The sequence below is a fragment of the Actinosynnema sp. NPDC037264 genome (assembly GCF_055603705.1).
Genome location: NZ_JBVJVK010000109.1, coordinates 1 through 15,211 on the forward strand (window position 1 = coordinate 1; position 15,211 = coordinate 15,211).

At 71.8% G+C, this 15,211-nt stretch carries 21 protein-coding genes and 1 pseudogene; 8 read left to right on the top strand and 14 right to left on the bottom strand.

The annotated features are described in order from the left end of the window. Window positions 1-166: 166 nt before the first annotated feature. Window positions 167-562 (bottom strand): hypothetical protein, encoded by a 396-nt coding sequence (locus tag ACZ7GX_RS44655; protein ID WP_498786738.1) that lies wholly within the window; start codon window positions 560-562, stop codon window positions 167-169. A gap of 570 nt (window positions 563-1,132) precedes the next feature. Further along, window positions 1,133-1,498, bottom strand: a pseudogene (locus tag ACZ7GX_RS44660) (phosphoketolase family protein); the annotation flags it as partial. Between the two features lie 179 nt (window positions 1,499-1,677). On the opposite strand from ACZ7GX_RS44660, the gene ACZ7GX_RS44665 reads away from it, so the two are divergent. Both ACZ7GX_RS44665 and ACZ7GX_RS44670 read left to right on the top strand, forming a co-directional pair. Then, window positions 1,678-2,268, top strand: coding sequence for a hypothetical protein (locus tag ACZ7GX_RS44665; protein ID WP_498786739.1), 591 nt, complete (start codon window positions 1,678-1,680; stop codon window positions 2,266-2,268). Between the two features lie 77 nt (window positions 2,269-2,345). Next, complete coding sequence (locus ACZ7GX_RS44670; RefSeq protein WP_498786740.1) at window positions 2,346-2,735, top strand: universal stress protein; 390 nt, start codon at window positions 2,346-2,348, stop codon at window positions 2,733-2,735. Window positions 2,736-3,101: 366 nt separating this feature from the next. On the opposite strand, the gene ACZ7GX_RS44675 is transcribed toward ACZ7GX_RS44670, so the two are convergent. The 4 genes from ACZ7GX_RS44675 to ACZ7GX_RS44690 are packed head-to-tail and all read right to left on the bottom strand — an operon-like array spanning window position 3,102 to window position 4,858. Continuing rightward, window positions 3,102-3,434, bottom strand: a complete 333-nt coding sequence (locus ACZ7GX_RS44675; protein WP_498786741.1) for a universal stress protein — start codon at window positions 3,432-3,434, stop codon at window positions 3,102-3,104. Beyond that, window positions 3,431-3,946, bottom strand: a complete 516-nt coding sequence (locus ACZ7GX_RS44680; RefSeq protein ID WP_498786742.1) for a universal stress protein — start codon at window positions 3,944-3,946, stop codon at window positions 3,431-3,433. The genes ACZ7GX_RS44675 and ACZ7GX_RS44680 overlap by 4 nt, the downstream gene beginning before the upstream one ends. A 55-nt stretch (window positions 3,947-4,001) precedes the next feature. Beyond that, entirely contained in the window at window positions 4,002-4,145 is a 144-nt protein-coding gene (locus ACZ7GX_RS44685) for a hypothetical protein (protein ID WP_498786743.1), read from the bottom strand. A gap of 32 nt (window positions 4,146-4,177) precedes the next feature. Further along, window positions 4,178-4,858 (bottom strand): CBS domain-containing protein, encoded by a 681-nt coding sequence (locus ACZ7GX_RS44690; RefSeq protein WP_498786744.1) that lies wholly within the window; start codon window positions 4,856-4,858, stop codon window positions 4,178-4,180. A 320-nt stretch (window positions 4,859-5,178) separates the two neighbouring features. On the opposite strand from ACZ7GX_RS44690, the gene ACZ7GX_RS44695 reads away from it, so the two are divergent. Beyond that, a complete protein-coding gene (locus tag ACZ7GX_RS44695; protein WP_498786745.1) occupies window positions 5,179-5,475 on the top strand; it encodes an HPF/RaiA family ribosome-associated protein in 297 nt (98 codons plus the stop codon). Beyond that, the gene (locus ACZ7GX_RS44700) at window positions 5,472-5,672 is read left to right on the top strand and encodes a glyceraldehyde 3-phosphate dehydrogenase NAD-binding domain-containing protein (protein WP_498786758.1); all 201 of its coding nucleotides are present in this window, start codon (window positions 5,472-5,474) and stop codon (window positions 5,670-5,672) included. Before ACZ7GX_RS44695 ends, ACZ7GX_RS44700 begins: the two co-directional genes overlap by 4 nt. 329 nt (window positions 5,673-6,001) lie before the next feature. On the opposite strand, the gene ACZ7GX_RS44705 is transcribed toward ACZ7GX_RS44700, so the two are convergent. The 7 genes from ACZ7GX_RS44705 to ACZ7GX_RS44735 form a co-directional block, all read right to left on the bottom strand. Then, on the bottom strand, window positions 6,002-6,631 hold the full coding sequence (locus ACZ7GX_RS44705; protein ID WP_498786746.1) for a CBS domain-containing protein: 630 nt from the start codon (window positions 6,629-6,631) through the stop codon (window positions 6,002-6,004). Then, window positions 6,628-7,098 carry a universal stress protein gene (locus ACZ7GX_RS44710; RefSeq protein WP_498786747.1) on the bottom strand — a complete coding sequence of 157 codons (471 nt, stop codon included), beginning with the start codon at window positions 7,096-7,098 and terminating at the stop codon, window positions 6,628-6,630. Before ACZ7GX_RS44710 ends, ACZ7GX_RS44705 begins: the two co-directional genes overlap by 4 nt. Continuing rightward, window positions 7,095-7,364, bottom strand: a complete 270-nt coding sequence (locus ACZ7GX_RS44715; protein ID WP_498786748.1) for an OsmC family protein — start codon at window positions 7,362-7,364, stop codon at window positions 7,095-7,097. Before ACZ7GX_RS44715 ends, ACZ7GX_RS44710 begins: the two co-directional genes overlap by 4 nt. After that, on the bottom strand, window positions 7,361-7,846 hold the full coding sequence (locus ACZ7GX_RS44720; protein ID WP_498786749.1) for a universal stress protein: 486 nt from the start codon (window positions 7,844-7,846) through the stop codon (window positions 7,361-7,363). Before ACZ7GX_RS44720 ends, ACZ7GX_RS44715 begins: the two co-directional genes overlap by 4 nt. Before the next feature lie 374 nt (window positions 7,847-8,220). Then, window positions 8,221-8,553, bottom strand: a complete 333-nt coding sequence (locus ACZ7GX_RS44725; protein ID WP_498786750.1) for a DUF1918 domain-containing protein — start codon at window positions 8,551-8,553, stop codon at window positions 8,221-8,223. Window positions 8,554-8,561: 8 nt separating this feature from the next. Then, window positions 8,562-9,437, bottom strand: a complete 876-nt coding sequence (locus ACZ7GX_RS44730; RefSeq protein ID WP_498786751.1) for a universal stress protein — start codon at window positions 9,435-9,437, stop codon at window positions 8,562-8,564. Continuing rightward, window positions 9,437-9,718, bottom strand: coding sequence for a hypothetical protein (locus tag ACZ7GX_RS44735; protein WP_498786752.1), 282 nt, complete (start codon window positions 9,716-9,718; stop codon window positions 9,437-9,439). The genes ACZ7GX_RS44730 and ACZ7GX_RS44735 overlap by 1 nt, the downstream gene beginning before the upstream one ends. Before the next feature lie 246 nt (window positions 9,719-9,964). Between ACZ7GX_RS44735 and ACZ7GX_RS44740 the strand changes: the two genes are divergently transcribed. Then, window positions 9,965-10,621 carry a response regulator transcription factor gene (locus ACZ7GX_RS44740; RefSeq protein ID WP_498786753.1) on the top strand — a complete coding sequence of 219 codons (657 nt, stop codon included), beginning with the start codon at window positions 9,965-9,967 and terminating at the stop codon, window positions 10,619-10,621. Between the two features lie 13 nt (window positions 10,622-10,634). Here ACZ7GX_RS44740 and ACZ7GX_RS44745 read toward each other — a convergent pair whose 3' ends face one another. After that, window positions 10,635-12,323 carry a sensor histidine kinase gene (locus tag ACZ7GX_RS44745; protein WP_498786754.1) on the bottom strand — a complete coding sequence of 563 codons (1,689 nt, stop codon included), beginning with the start codon at window positions 12,321-12,323 and terminating at the stop codon, window positions 10,635-10,637. A 244-nt stretch (window positions 12,324-12,567) separates the two neighbouring features. On the opposite strand from ACZ7GX_RS44745, the gene ACZ7GX_RS44750 reads away from it, so the two are divergent. The 3 genes from ACZ7GX_RS44750 (at window position 12,568) to ACZ7GX_RS44760 (ending at window position 14,901) form a co-directional block, all read left to right on the top strand. Continuing rightward, a complete protein-coding gene (locus ACZ7GX_RS44750) occupies window positions 12,568-13,572 on the top strand; it encodes an Acg family FMN-binding oxidoreductase (RefSeq protein ID WP_498786755.1) in 1,005 nt (334 codons plus the stop codon). A gap of 79 nt (window positions 13,573-13,651) precedes the next feature. Continuing rightward, entirely contained in the window at window positions 13,652-14,119 is a 468-nt protein-coding gene (locus tag ACZ7GX_RS44755) for a hypothetical protein (RefSeq protein ID WP_498786756.1), read from the top strand. A gap of 53 nt (window positions 14,120-14,172) precedes the next feature. Continuing rightward, a complete protein-coding gene (locus tag ACZ7GX_RS44760) occupies window positions 14,173-14,901 on the top strand; it encodes a DUF6544 family protein (RefSeq protein WP_498786757.1) in 729 nt (242 codons plus the stop codon). Window positions 14,902-15,211: the final 310 nt, after the last annotated feature.

The window sequence follows — 15,211 nt, forward strand, 5'->3', positions numbered from 1 at the left end:
CGCCCCCTTCCTTCCCTCCCCCCCCCCCCTCCTTTTTCCCCTCCTTCCCCCCCACGAACCCCCCCCGCCCCCCCCCGGGGGGGGGGGGGGGGGACCCCCCCCCCCCCCCCCCCCCCCCCCACCGCCGCGCGAGACGGTGCGGCGTGGACGACTCACGAGCCGCTGCTCAGCTGTCCACAGGCCCGCGCACACCCGCCATGATCTTCCGCTGGTTGGACAGGATGTCCTTGAGGGAGTCCATGATCTGCTCCTGGTTGGCCAGCAGCGTGCCCTGGTTCCCGACGATCGTGGCCTGGTTCGCGAGGACGGCCTCCAACTTCTCCTGGTTGGTCAAGATCAGCGACTGGTTGGTCACGATGGTGGCCTGGTTGACCAGGACCTGGTCGAGCTTCTTCTGGTTGCCCTTGATGGTCTCCTGGTTGGTCACGATGGTGCGCTGGTTGACCAGGACCTGGTCCAGCTTCTTCTGGTTGGTTTGGATGACGGCCTGGTTCGCCATGATCCGCTCCTGGTTGTCCACCACCATGGTGGACTCGGCCGGTTCCGCGACGTTGGTCAGCATCTTCTCTCCACTCCCGCTGCTTCCTCTGACGCTTCCCATGCTTCTCCGGGTCGGTGGGCGCGCCCAGATGGGCAAGGCCCGAGTCGGACGTGACCTTGTTCCTCGACCATCGGGTGTAAGCGCACCTGCGCCGATCAGGTCTCGGAGGGCCGCCCGTGGGCGGAGCGGGAAGCCGAGGTCGAGACCGTCCTCGGCGAGCTGGGCGCGAACGCGGAGGGTCGGGCGAGGTGGCCGGTGATCCGCCGGACCGGCTCGCCGTCGTGGCCCCGGATGGTGGCGGCGTCCCGTTCGCCGACCGGGTAGCGATGCCGGTACGAGGTGACCCTGTCGGCCGAGCACCATGGTCGACGCGTCGACCTCGGGTTGCCAGGACGATCGCCCGCCCACACCGTGAGTGCAGAGCCCCCGACGCGTGACGGCGTGTGGCGTTATTCCCGCTGTCCACCAGGCTCGTGGATGGGTTTGCCCGACCGGCCGGTTCGACGTGGTGCTGGGCCAGGACGGTGTCGTCCCGGCCCTGCACGCTCAGCTCCAGGCTGGAGGAGCCCGCGTTGACGACCAGCACGTTCATCAGTACAGCGAGGTCCAGTCACGGATCTCGGGCAGGTCCTCGCCGTGCTCGCGGATGTGGGCGCGGTGGCGGGTGCGCTGGTCCTGCATCCGCTGGCGCAACCCGGCCGCCTTGACACCCAGACCGGGCACGCGGTCGATCACGTCGATGACCAACCGGTAGCGGTCCATGTCGTTGAGCACCAGCATGTCGAAGGGCGTGGTGGTGGTGCCCTCCTCCTTGTAGCCGCGCACGTGGATGTTGTGGTGGTTGGTGCGGCGGTAGGTCAGGCGGTGGATCAGCCACGGGTAGCCGTGGTAGGCGAACAGCACCGGCTTGTCCGGGGTGAACAGGGCGTCGAAATCGTCGTGCAGGTGGCGGTGATCCGCACCTTCAGCTGGATGCGGCCTGCTTCGGTGGTCGCGGGGCTCGTGGTGCTCGTCGCCGGATGGCGGGGACGAAACGCGTCGGACGTCCCGGCGCAACGAGGACCTTCGCCCGCTTCGGCGCGGCTCCCGCGGCGCGACGCTTGAGTCGAGGACAACGACAGAAGGAGACGAGAGCAATGACCACGTTCGCCCACTCCAAGGGTTTGGCCGGTGCGACGGCCCCCGCAGCCGCCACGACGGCCGCCCGTGCCGACACCGGCGCGGTGGCGCTGGCGGTCCTGCGGATCACGACCGGGTTCGTGTTCCTGTGGGCCTTCTTCGACAAGCTGTTCGGCCTGGGCTACGCCACCAAGGCCGCCAACGCCTGGATCGACGGCGGATCGCCCACCAAGGGCTTCCTCAGCCGCGTCGCGGTCGGACCGTTCGAGTCCACCTTCCACGCCATGGCCGGCGCCTGGTGGGCCGACTGGCTGTTCATGCTCGGCCTGCTCGCCATCGGCATCGCCGTCATCGCAGGGGTGGGCCTCCGCCTCGCCGCGATCACCGGGACCCTCATGATGCTGCTCATGTGGGCCGCCGAATGGCCACTCGCCCAATTCACCTCGGCCGGCGAACCCAGCATGTCCACCAACCCCGTCATCGACTACCACATCATCTACGCCGCCGCCCTGATCGCCGTCGCGGCGGCCGGCGCGGGCGCCACCTGGGGCCTCGGCCGCTGGTGGGCGACCCTGCCCGTGGTCCGCGACCACGCCTGGCTGCGGTGACGTCCCCCGAGCGAGCGGGCGGGCCGAGCGGCTCGCCCGCTCCGAGCGGTCCGGATCGAGTAGGAGGAGACAGGGTCATGAGCGGGTCGAAGAAGATCGTCGTCGGGGTGGACGCTTCGCCGGCGGGAGCAGCGGCACTGGCGTGGGCAGTGCGCCACGCGGGAGCCGGCGGCACCGTGCTGGCCGCATCGGTGTGCCGGATGTTTCCGGAGGTGTGCGGCGGTGAGGACGCCTTCCACAGCGCTCACCGACGGGTGCTGCGTGAGGCCGTCGACGGGCTGGGTCCGTTGGAGGGCGTGCGGATAGTCGAGACCGTCGTGGACGGCGAACCGGGTCCCGTGCTGACCGGCCTGGCGCAGGACGCCGACACCCTCGTCCTCGGCGGCCACGAGTACCAGCGCGGGGACGTGGCGGTGGTGGGCTCGGTCGTCACGTACTGCGTGCGGCACCTCCCTGCCCTGTCGTGATGGTCCCGGACTCAGGAGGTGAGGATGGCGTCGGTGTCCGCAGGCGATCTTCGGCGCGGGAGTTCCGGTGACGCCGCCGCGGACGAAGGACCGTCCGATCCGGCGGCAGGCTGGACCCGTGGCCCGCTCGACCGGAACGGCGTGGGCAGGAAGACGGCGATCTCGCCGGCGGTGGGCACCTCGGAACCCGCTGCCGGCGAGATCGCCGTTTCAGGCGCGACTGACCGCCCCGTTGGTCGGTGGGGGGGCGGCCGGGGGCTCGGCCCGCGAACTGGCCCGCAGGCCGGACCAGCCCTCACCGTTGCGCCCGGGTCGGTGGATCGGTGAGGGCGGCATCGTCCAGCCTCGGGCATCGCCGTCAGGCGTTCACCGATCCGGTCGGACCACCAACACCGGACACGGCGCGTGGTGCAGGACGCCGTGGCTGGTCGAGCCGAGCAGGAGTCCGGTGAGGGCGCCCCGACCCCGGCTCCCGACGACCAGGAGCCCGGCATCGGCGGCGTGGTCGACCAGGGCGTCGGCGGCGTTGCCGTGCGTGACGACGAACTTCAGCGGCACGTCGGGGTACTTGTCGCGCCACGGGGCGAGGGCCGCGACGAGCCTGCCGCACCGAGCGGCGTCGTGGTCGGCCGTGTCCAGGCCCAGCGTCTCGGCCACCGCATCGGTGAACGCCCCGGACGGGGTGCGCGAAACGCTCACGCGATCAACGGCGCACGGCGGGCCGCAGCCTGTTCGAACGCCTCGGTCAGCACTGCCGGTTCTTCGCCGTGAACACCCACTACGACCGGTCCCTCGCGCACTTCACCGCGCACCACGACCACCGGGCAGCCGCCGCGGCCGGTGACGGCGATAGCCGTGGAACCCACCAACAGGGCACCGAACCCACCCATCCCCCGCGACCCGAGCACCAGCAGGCAAGCGTCGACCGACTGGGCGATGAGCAACGACGCCGGATCACCCACCTCCACCTGTGGAACCAGCGCGACACCGGGCTCTACCGAACGCGCCGCCTCGGCCGCCTCGTGCAACCAGCTCAACGACTGCCGGCGCAGCGCTTCACGGCTGCGCAGGTCCCAGTCCAGGGGCGAGGACAACTCGGCGTGCACCAAGCACAGCGGCACACCGAGCCTCATCGCCTCGGCGGCCGCCCAGCGCACCGCGTCGAGCGCGGAGCCCGAACCGTCGACGCCGACCACCACGGGTCCACTCATCTCGAACGCCTCCTCATCGACTTCTCGCCCGCGTCCGCCATCGAGACGACCGGGATCACCACCGCGGCCGGCCGCCACCCGGCAGTTGCGGCAACGACGGCAAGGACAGGAACCGGGCCAACGCGGCGATCTCGGAGCTGACCGGCGGGCGGCCCGTCGGCGCGCGGTCGGCGGGCGGTCTCGACCGAGGTGGGGTCACCGGTGGCGATCTTCGCCTCATCCGGCACGTCGTCACCCGGTCCGGTGACTGGTCTCGGTGTCGTCCCACCTGTGGGTCAACCCGCTCACGACGTCCACGACACCGGGCAGCGCCCTGGTCAGCCGGACGGCGATGTCGACTTCGCTGCGGCGCTCGACGTGGCCTCGCAACGTGACCACGCCGTCGACCACCTGGACCTCGACCGCGGCGGGCTCCAGCCACAGCGTTCGGCCCATGATCTCGTGCGTGATCTCCTGCCGCAGCTCGGCGTCGGTGCGCAGGAAGACGCGCAGCAGGTCCCGACGGGACAGCACGCCGACCAACCGGCCCTCGGCGTCGACGACGAACAGCCTGCGCACGCCCGTCACGGCCAACTGGTGCGCGGCGGCGCTCGCAGGTTCGTCGGAACCGGTGGTGATGACGGGGCCCGTCATCACGTCTGCCGCGATCGTGCCGTGCGCCTGACGCCAGCGCTTCCTGGTCTCCGGCTTGGCGAACAGCGGCGGCGCCACTTCGGTGCCGCCGCGGTACTCCTCCTTGGGCAACAGGTCGGCTTCGGAGACCACGCCGACCGGGCGGCCCTGGTCGTCCACGACCGGCACGGCGCTGAACGCACCCGCAGTCAGGATGGTGACGAGTTCCTTGAACGACGTACCGGCGCGGACGCTGACCACCTCGCCGGTCATCAACGAGGCGACCGTGGGTTCACGCATAGCTCTCTCCCGTCTTCGGAGCGGACCGGGTCGGGATGGGAATCCGAGTCGAACGCGGTGGCGCCGGACCGCGTGGTGTCAACCGCACAACGGGCCCGGCGTCCACCGTTCGGCCTCCTCGGCTGATCCGGTACCTCCAGCCTCGTCCGAAGGGGTGCGGAGACACAGAGTCCTTGGTCGTCCCGAACGTCCTGATGGCGACGGGACCTTGGACCCTGCGACGGAAGCGACGTCACCGTCGACGCGTCGGGACCGAAGATCCGGTCCGACGGGATCGTCGGTCCCTGTCACCCGAACAGGTCAGCGACCAGGCTGAAGGCATGAGCAGCGTGCACCAGATCCTCAACCTCCGCACCGAACTGGGCAGCGGCGTCCCCGCCGAAGCCACCGAGTACGCCCGCGCGAAGGTCGCGGCGGTTGCCGAGTACGCGCCTGCGGACGTCCACTTCGCACACGTCCGGTTGAGCACCGACGGACTGCGGTTGATCGTCGCGCACGCGTCGTCGGACGCGCCCGGGACACGGGTGAACGCCGAGGCCGCCGCCGAGACCTACCAGGAAGCGGTGGACCTGCTCCACGACCGGTCGCAGCACCAGCTCGCCGACATGCGTCGCTGAGCCGGAGACGAGTCGGCTGTTCGAGTGGCACCAACGGTTTCGGGCGGATCGGGCACGACGTGCCGCGCGCCGCGTTCGACCGGGTCGACACCGGCCTGGAGATCGTGGCGGTCGACGACCTGACCACGTCGGAGACGCCGGCGCCCCTGTCGACCTACGACTCGACCTCCGGGCCGTGGTCCCCGCGAGGTCGGTGACACGCCGGCCGTGGCCGGGGTGACCGTGCGGGTCACCGCGCACGGTCACCCCGCAGAACCGGACTGGGACGCAAACCCGGTCATCGTAGCCACCGGCCGGTTCCGCGCCCGCGAGGCCGCCGCGCCGGTCATGTCCCGCGACGTCATCGGAGAGCGGGCGTCCTGCGTGTTCGACGCGGGTCTGACCAAGTCCGCCGGCGGCCCCGCGACGTGTTCGGCTGGTACGACAACGAGTGGGCTGAGCCAACCGCACCCTCGACCTGGCCCGGTTGATCGGGCAATCGCCGTAGGCGGGTGATCGGGTGGACGGCCGTCCCCGAGAGGCCGGTTCACCGAGCGCGGACGGCACCACTCGCTTCCGCTTCCGGGAACCGCACCTCCACCACACCCGCCACAGCGCCCGCCAGGACCGCGACGACGTTCCGATCGCATTCGTCGTCCAACTCGTCCACGATCGACACGCGACCGTCGACCACGGCGACCTTCCAGCGGTGCGGGTCGGCGTAGAGGCCGAGCCGGTGGCGGACCTCGGCCTCCAACGCGCGGTCGTCGCGACTGACCGCGCGCAGCATGTCCCGCCGGGTGACGGTGCCGACCAGGCGCCCGTCCTCCACGACGGGAGCACCGCGCGCCCCGTGCTCCAGCATCCACCGCGCCAACTCGGCCACGTCCGCACCGGGTGCGACGCCGACGGCCGACTCACCCATCACGTCGACCACCGTCCGACGCGGCGCCGGCCGACCTCGCGGAGGTTCGCCGTGCACCGGCGCGCGCGGGTCGACGGGTAGCCGGTCCCTCAGCGCGTCGGCCTCGGTGACCACCCCGACCAGGGCGCCGCCGCGGTCCACCACCGGCAGCGTGGTGAACCCGCGTCGCGCCAGCGGGTCGCACGCGTCGCGGACTGGCGTCTCGGGTGTCACCGTGACCTCGTCCTCGGTCATCACGTCGCGAACCCTCACCGTGCGGTCTCCTCATTCGTGACCGGATCGTCGGTGTGGTGGCCGTAGACGGCGGGCAGCACGACGACCGGGACGGTGGCGTGCCGCACGCAGTGCGTGCTGGTGCTGCCCAGGACGACCTGGCGCAGCCTGCTGCCGCTGTGCGAGGCGACGACGAGCATCGCCGCGCCGCGCGACGCCTCCTCCAGCGCTTGGGCGGCGGGACCGCGCACCGGCAGCCGGACGACCTCGGGCAGCTCCGGCCGCCCGGCCGAGACGGTGCTCAGCGCTTCGTCGATCAACTGCTCCGAGCGGGCACGGGCTTCTCGCTCGGTCGTCATCGTCCAGTCGGCCAGCGGCTCGTAGGCGTAGGCGTGGACCACGTGCAGCGGGACCCTTCGTCCCACCGCCTCGTCCAGCGCCCACTCCAACGCGCGATCACCCGCCGGGGTGCCGTCGACGCCGACCACGATCGGGTTCGTGCTCATGACTCCACCTCGTCGAGTTCGGCGATGATCTCCGGCGCGCGCCGGAGGGTGTTGTGCACGGTGCAGTGCTGCCGGACGGCCGGCAGCGCCGTCTTGCGGTGCTCGGCCAACCCGACGGGCACCGTGACCTCCAACCGCACGTCGGTGACGCGTCGCTGCGGGTCCGCGCCCGTCCGGTACTCGGCGGTCACCGCCGGCAGCTCGCGCAGCGCCACCACGGACCCGTCCGCCGGCAGCGCGCGGTCGACGTTCGAGGATGCGGTCACAGCAGCGGTCCCTGGGTCATGACCGGCTTGTGCTCCACCGGCACGGACGCAACCTCGGTCTTGGGCTCGCGGATGACGACCGGGCAGTGCGCGTGGTGCACGCAGTAGGAGCTGACCGAACCCAGCAGCACCTGGCGGATCGGTCCCGCTCCCCTGCTGCCGACCACCAGCAGCGCCGCGCCCCGCGAGGCGCGCACCAGCACGTCGCGGGCATCACCGCCGGTCGCAACCGCGCGGACATCGCCCTCGGCCTCGGCGAGGATCCCGTCCAGCAGCGCCTCGCTGTCCTCGCGCAGCCGCTCTTGGTCACTCCCGGCGGCCACGGCGGCGGACATCGCCCCGATGACCGTGCCGCGGTCCACGCACCAGGCCAGGACGGCCTCGACCACGGCGCCGCGCAGCTTCGCCTCCTCGACCGCCCACCGCAGCGCGGTCCGGCTGGAGGGCGATTCGTCCACGCCCACCACGATCCTGTCGTCCATCGCCCCTCCTCGGGTGCTCCTCTCCCAGTCTCTCGGTCCGCGGACACGAAGGTCAGGTACGGCGGTCACCCGTGGGCCGGGACCTTCGGCCCTGAACCGCCGGAGTACGGCACGAAGCGAGCAGTCGCGGGTGCCCGCCGCCCTGACCAGGGCCGACCGGCCTGGTCGGGACCGTCAGGCTCTGCGGGATCCAACCAGTAGGCACGGGCAAGCAGGCCGAGGTGCGGCATCGTCCACCTGCCGACATCGACCGCTGTCGCCCTTGGACGCATCCGGCAACGCCGGCCGGCAGGACATCGGGCTCCGCGCCGGACCGGCGAGGGGATTCCCGTCCGACACGGAGCCCATGGAGGTCACCCCGCGGGGTGGCCAGGTCAGGACCCGGCGCTCGGGCGTCGAGTGGTAGAAGGTATCCGTGTCTCCGGAGGGTCCCAACGGTTCGCCCGACCGGCGGGTCGTTCGATCACGGCGTCCCAGCCGTCGATTTCGCTCCTTTCGCGCGGATCGACGTGGAACGCGTCGGTGATCCGCCGCGCTTCCTCTTCGGCGGGAACCAGGTGGGCGTCCCCGCCCGGGAACAGCAGCACCTGGGCACCGGTGTCCAGCCAGTTCACCTCATAGGGCGGCGTGCCATCGGGGTGGTACAGCGCCACCACCACGGCGCGGCGCGCGTCCGCACCGCACCCGACGACGATCCAGTCGCCCACCCTCGCCTTCACGACCGGTCCCGTGCCGGACGGACCACGGCCAGCGGGCACGTGGCGTGGTAGACCAGCCCCTGACTGGTGGAGCCCAGGACCATGCCGGCGAAGCCTCCGTGGCCGTGGCTGCCCACGACCAGCAGTTGGGCTCCGGTTGCGGCGGCGAGCAGGGCGTGCACGGGACGGTCGCGCAGCACGGTCCGCGTCACCTCCACGTCGGGGTACTTCTCCTGCCACCCGGCCAGGCGCTCGGCGAGGATGCGGCGCTGCTCGTCCTCGACCTGGGACCAGTCCACGGTGGTGCGGGAGCCGTAGACGCTGTCGACCAGGAAGTCCGTCCACGCGATCACGGCGGTCAGCGGGGCGCCGCGCAGGGACGCCTCCTCGAAGGCGAACGCGACGGCCTGCTCGCTGACCGGCGAGCCGTCCACGCCGACCACGACCGGTCCGCGCTCGTCGACCGGTTCGCGCACCACGACCACCGGGCTGTGCCCGTGCGCGGAGACGGCGACGGCCACGGAGCCGACCAGCAACCCGGAGAACCCACCCAACCCCTGCGAGCCGAGCACGACCATCCCGGCGCGGCGGCTTTCGGCGATCAGCGCGGCAGCAGGCCGGTCGACCACGAGGACGGTCCCGACCACGACGTCCGGCACTGCCGTGCGAGCGGCCTCGGCGGCCTCCCGCAGCCACTGCCGCCCCTGTTGTTCGAACGCCTCCCGCACCTCTGGACCGTTCACGACAAGCTCCGGGTAACCCTGGGCGGGCAGCAGGTAGGCGTGCACGAGCCTGAGCGGCACGCGAAGCCGGGCGGCCTCCCGTGCGGCCCACGCCGCAGCCGTCACCGCCGACGCCGAACCGTCCACTCCGACCACGATCGGGGCACTCATCACAGATTCCTCTCCGGGTTCGAATCCGATGTCACCAGGGCGGGCGCGGCTTCCGCGGTCGTCGCGACGGTCCGCGAGGACCGCTCGACGCGAACGACGAACGCGTAGGGACCCGCCCGTCGAGCGCGAACACCGACCGGCGGCGCACCGTTCGCGATCGGGACGCGGCGGCCCCAGTGCTCGACGAGCACACGCGCCAGGAGCGCGGCCAGTACACCGGGTGGCATCCCGTGTCCCGAGCCGGTGGCGTCGTCGTGTGTCCTCACGCGCACCTCCTCCACCACCGCTGACGCTAGGCAGCCGTCCGGTCCGGCGACGCGGTCGTTGGTCCCTGCCCACCAGGGACCTGCGGCTGTGAATCCGGAGACGGTCCCCCGGGTGTGCGGGCTGATCCCGGTATCGGGATCCGCGGGAGAACTCCAACGGCCACGTAGGGCCTTGGGTGCGTCGTGACAGGGTCTTTGGGCCCTGTGCCGGAACATTGCTACAGGCGAGCCTGTAGACAGGTGAAAGGAAGGGATCCGACAGTGGTGGCGCGCGTGTTCCTGGTGGACGACCACGAGGTGGTCCGGGTCGGTGTCCGGGAGCTGTTGAACAGCGACGACAGCTTGCAGGTCGTGGGTGAGGCGGGCTCGGTGGCCGAGGCACTGGCCAGGGTGCCCGACAGCGGCGCCGACGTCGCGGTGCTGGACGTGCGGCTGCCCGACGGCAACGGCATCGAGCTGTGCCGCGAGCTGCGCTCCCGCATGCCCGACCTCAAGTGCCTGATGCTGACCTCGTTCACCGACGACGAGGCCCTGTTCGACGCCATCATGGCCGGCGCGTCCGGGTTCGTGCTCAAGCGCATCCTCGGCAACGACCTGCAGAACGCCGTCCGCAAGGTCGCCGGCGGCGAGTCCCTGCTCGACGCCCGCTCCACGGCCGCGCTGCTGGGCCGCATCCGACGCGAACGCGAGCAGGGCGACCCCGTGCGCTCGCTCACCGAGCAGGAGCGCACCGTGTTCGACTACATCGGCGAGGGCCTGACCAACCGGCAGATCGCCGAGAAGATGTTCCTGGCCGAGAAGACCGTCAAGAACTACGTCTCGCACCTGCTGGCCAAGCTCGGCCTCGAACGCCGCACCCAGGCCGCCGTCCTCGCCACCCGACTGCGCAAGCCCGGCGCGCCCTCCGACGAGGAATAGCCGCAGCAGGCCGCTAGAGCGGAACCTGCCAGGTCAGACGGGTTCCGCCGGCGGGTTCGGTCGCGGCTGTGCACGTGCCGCCGAGTTCGACGGCGCGCTGTTCGAGGTTGCGCAGCCCGCTGCGGGCGACCTGCGGCGGCAGGCCCACACCGCCGTCGACCACGGTGATGGTCAGGGCGTCGCTCGCCTCGACGGTGAGGACGAACCCGCTCGCGCGGGCATGGCGCACGACGTTGCTCACGGCCTCGCGCACCACCGCCTCTGCGTGCTCGGCGACGTGCTCGGGCACCGAGTTGTCCACCGTCCCGCTCATCCGCACCGTCGGCGTCACCGGCACGTCCTCGGTCAACTCCGACACCAGGTCCAAGAGCCGTCGGCGCAGGCCCGGCGCGTCGTCGCTCGCCTGGAGGTCGAAGATCGAGGTCCGGATCTCCAGTACCGTCTCGTCCAAGCTCACCACCGCTTTCTGCACGCGTTCCCGCACTCGCGGATCGCGGATCGCGCCCAGCGCGCCCTGCAGGCTCATCCCGGTGGCGAACAACCGCTGGATCACGTGGTCGTGCAGGTCGCGGGCGATCCGGTCGCGGTCCTCCAGCACGTCCACCAGCCGCCGCGCCCGCTGGTTCTCGGCGAACTCCAACGCCACGGCCGCCTGGTCGGCGAACGACGCCAGCAACGGCACCTGCTCCGCGCCGAACCGCGCGCCGCCCTTCTCCCGCGCCACCAGCAATACCCCGGTCACGGCCGATCCTGTCCGCAGCGGCACCGCCACACCGGGGCCGACGCCGGCGGGCACTTCCCCCAGCATGTCCTCCAGGTCATCGATGAGCATCGGCGCGGCCGACTCCAGCACCTGCTCCACGAACGCACCAGTGCCCGGGAACGGCCCCCCGACCAGCCCTTCGATCTGGTCGCCGACACCGGCCGCCATCCGCAGCCGCTGCCTCGCCCCATCCTCGACCAGCACGATCAGCGACATCGACGCCACCGACAACTCCCGGGTCCGCTGCGCGATCAACCGCAGCGCATCGTCGGCCAAGGCACCGCCCAGCAGCTCGGTGTTGACCTCCGCGGTGGCCTCCAACCAGCGCTCCCGCATCCGAGACCGCTCGAACAGCCGCGCGTTCTCGATCGCCACGCCTGCGGCGGCGGCCAACGCGGTCAGCACAACCTCGTCGTCAAGGGTGAAGTCGGCGCCATCGGTCTTCTCGGTCATGTAGAGGTTGCCGAACACCTCGTCCCGCACTCTCACCGGCACACCCAGGAAGCTGTGCATCGGCGGGTGGTTCGCCGGGAAGCCGACCGACGCCGGGTGCTCGGACAGGTCGTGCAGCCGGATCACCCGCGGATCCTTGATCAACAACCCGAGCAGGCCCTTGCCCTGCGGCAGATGGCCCATGTGCGAGCGCGTCTCCGGGTCGATGCCGACGTAGACGAACTCCGACAGGTTCTCGTGGGAACCCAGAACGCCCAACGCCCCGTACCGCGCCCCGACCAGCTCCACCGCCGCCTGCACGATCCGCTGCAAGGTCGAGTCCAGCTCCAACCCGGCGCCTACCGCGAGCACCGCGTCCAGCAGACCTTGCATCTTGTCCCTGGTCGATCCGATCTCCGTCAACCGCTCGCGCACCTCGTCGAGCAGTTCGTCCAAGCGCAGGCCGCCGAGCAGGCGGTGCGGCTGTTCACGGTGTGGATCAACCATGACTACACGGTTCCACGGACCGGGTGCGATGGCCAAGAGGTCCTGCGGCCTGTGTCGGGGTACGCGCCTGGCGGTGTGGCGGACGTCACGCGCGACTGATCAGCACCCGGTGACCGGACGACCTGGCGGTGGGCACGTCGGTGAACGCCGGGCGGCCCTCGGCTTCCCGGTCGACTGAGGACCTTCGACCGTGTGCCCCGACCCGGCCGGAATGGACAGTGGACGGAGAGATCGACGTGACCGGATGACGTGGTTCGAGGTGGACGAGGTGGACGAGGTGTTCGGGTTGACGCCGGACGAGGTGGCCGGCGTGCTGCGCACGGCGGCCTCGGCGCCGTCGCTGCACAACACCCAACCGTGGCGGTTCCGGGTGGCCCACGACCGCATCGAACTGCACACGGACCCCGATCGGGCACTCCCGGCGACCGACCCGGAGGGGCGCGAACTGCGGCTGTCGTGCGGCGCGGCGCTGTTCAACCTCCGGCTCGGGCTGCGGGCCCGCGGCATCCGACCGCTGGTCACCCTGCTGCCGGGCAACGATGCGCCCGGCGCGCTGGCCGTGGTCCGCTGGGGCGGGCACCGCGACGCCGACGAGGAAGTCCGCGGCCTGATCGGAGCCGTGCCGAAGCGGCGGTCCAACCGCAAACCGTTCCACGACGTGCCCGTACCCGCCGCGCACCGGTACGCGCTGGTGCGGGCCGCCGAACGCGAGCGCTCCTGGCTGCACGTCGTCGCCGACCGCGACGAACGCACCCGCCTGCAGAAACTGGTCGCCAGGGCACACCACATCCAGTCCCAGGACCCCCGCGTGCGCGCCGAGTTGGCGTCCTGGACCGGTCCGCGCACGACCGACGGCGTACCGCCCGCCTCCGGGGGTGTGCGCCCCGCGCCGCAGGACGAGTGGGCGCTGCGTGACTTCCACGCCGCCGAACGCCCACCGGGCAAGGACTACGAGGCCGACCCGCTGGTCGTCGTGCTGTCCTCGTTCCAGGAAGGACCGCAGGGCGAACTGCAGGCCGGCCAGGCGTTGCAGCGGGTGCTGCTGACCGGGACCACGCTGGGCCTGTCGGCGTCGTTCATGTCCCAGGCGATCGAAGTCCCGCAGGTGCGCCACGACCTGCGCCGCTCGCTCGGCGGCTTGGTCGTGCCGCAGGCCGTGCTGCGCATCGGCTTCGGCTCGCCCGTGCCGCCCAGCCCGCGACGGGATGTCACGGACCTGCTGCTCGCTCCTGCGGTGGTCCGGTCCTGACCGCGCGGGGACTTTCGTCCCGGCGCGGAAAGCACCGTCGCCCCTGCTCCCGCCCTTCCCGAAGGACGACAGTGGACGCATGGACCTCGACACGCGACCCACCGCTCATCCGGTAGTCGTGCTCGACGACGGCTCGCCCTGGGGCGAGGCGGCGGTGGCCTGGGCTTCCGCTCACGCCGCCCTGCTCGGCGTGCCCGTGGAGGCGCAGCCGCCCACCGACGACCAGGTGCACGACCTCCTGCTGGTCAGCGCCCGCGCCGAGGTCTTGGTGATCGGCCACCGGGGCACCGACGGGAACTCGTTCGGCCTCGGCCGTCTGGTCCTGCCGCTGGTCCGGCACGCCGCGTGCGACGTCGTCGTGGTCCGCGGCACCCCTGACGCGCCGCGCGGCGGTCATCGCCGCATCACCGCCCTGATCACCGGTGACGAGCGGGACGGACTGGTGCCGCACCGCGCCCCCAGCCCGGTACTCGTGGCACACCGAATTCCCACCGAGGCCCACCACGTCCCGGAACCCCGGACGGCAGGCATCGGCCGAGCCGGGTGAACCCCCGCTCCCCCATCGTTCCCACCGCGACTACCCGCCGCCGGAGGCGCACCATGACCCGCACCGCGACCGTCGTCACCGAGCACGACACCGCCCACCTGCCCGACGCCGCCCAGCGCTACCTGCGCTTCACCGGCGTCTTCGGCCGCCCTCGCGACACCGGGTTCGAGCTGCGCGCCCACGGCTGGTTCCGTCGCAAGCCCACCGACCACTGGACGGCGTGCCGCGTCGAGCAGCGCAACACCACCGTCCCCGTCAGCCGGGACTACCACCTGCACCTCAACCTCGCGCACGTGCTGCCGGTCCACGCCACCGACACCTACGACCACGGGCACGGCCACCTGCACGCCACCGCCTTGGGGGCGTTCACCGTCGCCGACGCCGCCGGTCCCGAGATGGACGCCGCCGAGCTGGTCACCTACCTCGACGACGCGCTCCTGCTCGCCCCGTCCACGCTGCTCGACCTGCCCCTCACCTGGACCGCCATCGACGACACCACCTTCGACGTCACCCTCACCGACCAGGACCTCAAGGTCACCGCCCGCGTCACCACCGACCACCGCGGCGCACCCCGCGAGGTCACCACCGACGACCGCTGGGCCGACCTGCCCACCGGCCTCACCCGGGCACGCTGGTCCACTCCCGTCGACGGCTGGATCCTCGTCGCCGACCGCATGCGTCCCCGCCGCGTCCGCGCGACCTGGCACTTCCCCGACGGCCCCTTCACCTACGCCCAGTTCGACCTCACCAACGCCGACATCACCCACCACCCGGCCGGCTGACCCCGACCACCCACCCAGCCGTCGCATCGGGCGGCGCGCTGGACCGGCGCGTGGACCTGGACCGCACGAGCGGATCGGCTCGGGTCGAGGATGACCGGGCTGAGGCGGTGCAGGTTGCCCGGGGCGTCCCGCACGTCGCCGACAGCCGTCCGGTCGTCGAGTCGGGCGGCGAGGTGGTCCAGGATCGCGTCAGCAGGTCTTGGCGCGATCGGCCGTGGCGTGGTCCACGTGCCAGGCGAGGACCGCCTCGACCGCGCAGCCGCGCAGCTTCGCCTCCTCGACCGCCCAGCCCAGCGCGGTCCGGCTGACC

Bases quoted from the DNA above. Each gene is read 5' to 3' on its own strand.
- ACZ7GX_RS44750 (WP_498786755.1), top strand. From the start codon at position 12,568: ATGACGTGGTTCGAGGTGGACGAGGTGGACGAGGTGTTCGGGTTGACG.
- ACZ7GX_RS44680 (WP_498786742.1), bottom strand. From the start codon at position 3,946: ATGAGTGGACCCGTGGTGGTCGGCGTCGACGGTTCGGGCTCCGCGCTC.
- ACZ7GX_RS44755 (WP_498786756.1), top strand. From the start codon at position 13,652: ATGGACCTCGACACGCGACCCACCGCTCATCCGGTAGTCGTGCTCGAC.
- ACZ7GX_RS44760 (WP_498786757.1), top strand. From the start codon at position 14,173: ATGACCCGCACCGCGACCGTCGTCACCGAGCACGACACCGCCCACCTG.
- ACZ7GX_RS44745 (WP_498786754.1), bottom strand. From the start codon at position 12,323: ATGGTTGATCCACACCGTGAACAGCCGCACCGCCTGCTCGGCGGCCTG.
- ACZ7GX_RS44665 (WP_498786739.1), top strand. From the start codon at position 1,678: ATGACCACGTTCGCCCACTCCAAGGGTTTGGCCGGTGCGACGGCCCCC.
- ACZ7GX_RS44670 (WP_498786740.1), top strand. From the start codon at position 2,346: ATGAGCGGGTCGAAGAAGATCGTCGTCGGGGTGGACGCTTCGCCGGCG.
- ACZ7GX_RS44655 (WP_498786738.1), bottom strand. From the start codon at position 562: ATGCTGACCAACGTCGCGGAACCGGCCGAGTCCACCATGGTGGTGGAC.
- ACZ7GX_RS44710 (WP_498786747.1), bottom strand. From the start codon at position 7,098: ATGAGCACGAACCCGATCGTGGTCGGCGTCGACGGCACCCCGGCGGGT.
- ACZ7GX_RS44720 (WP_498786749.1), bottom strand. From the start codon at position 7,846: ATGGACGACAGGATCGTGGTGGGCGTGGACGAATCGCCCTCCAGCCGG.
- ACZ7GX_RS44730 (WP_498786751.1), bottom strand. From the start codon at position 9,437: ATGAGTGCCCCGATCGTGGTCGGAGTGGACGGTTCGGCGTCGGCGGTG.
- ACZ7GX_RS44695 (WP_498786745.1), top strand. From the start codon at position 5,179: ATGAGCAGCGTGCACCAGATCCTCAACCTCCGCACCGAACTGGGCAGC.
- ACZ7GX_RS44690 (WP_498786744.1), bottom strand. From the start codon at position 4,858: ATGCGTGAACCCACGGTCGCCTCGTTGATGACCGGCGAGGTGGTCAGC.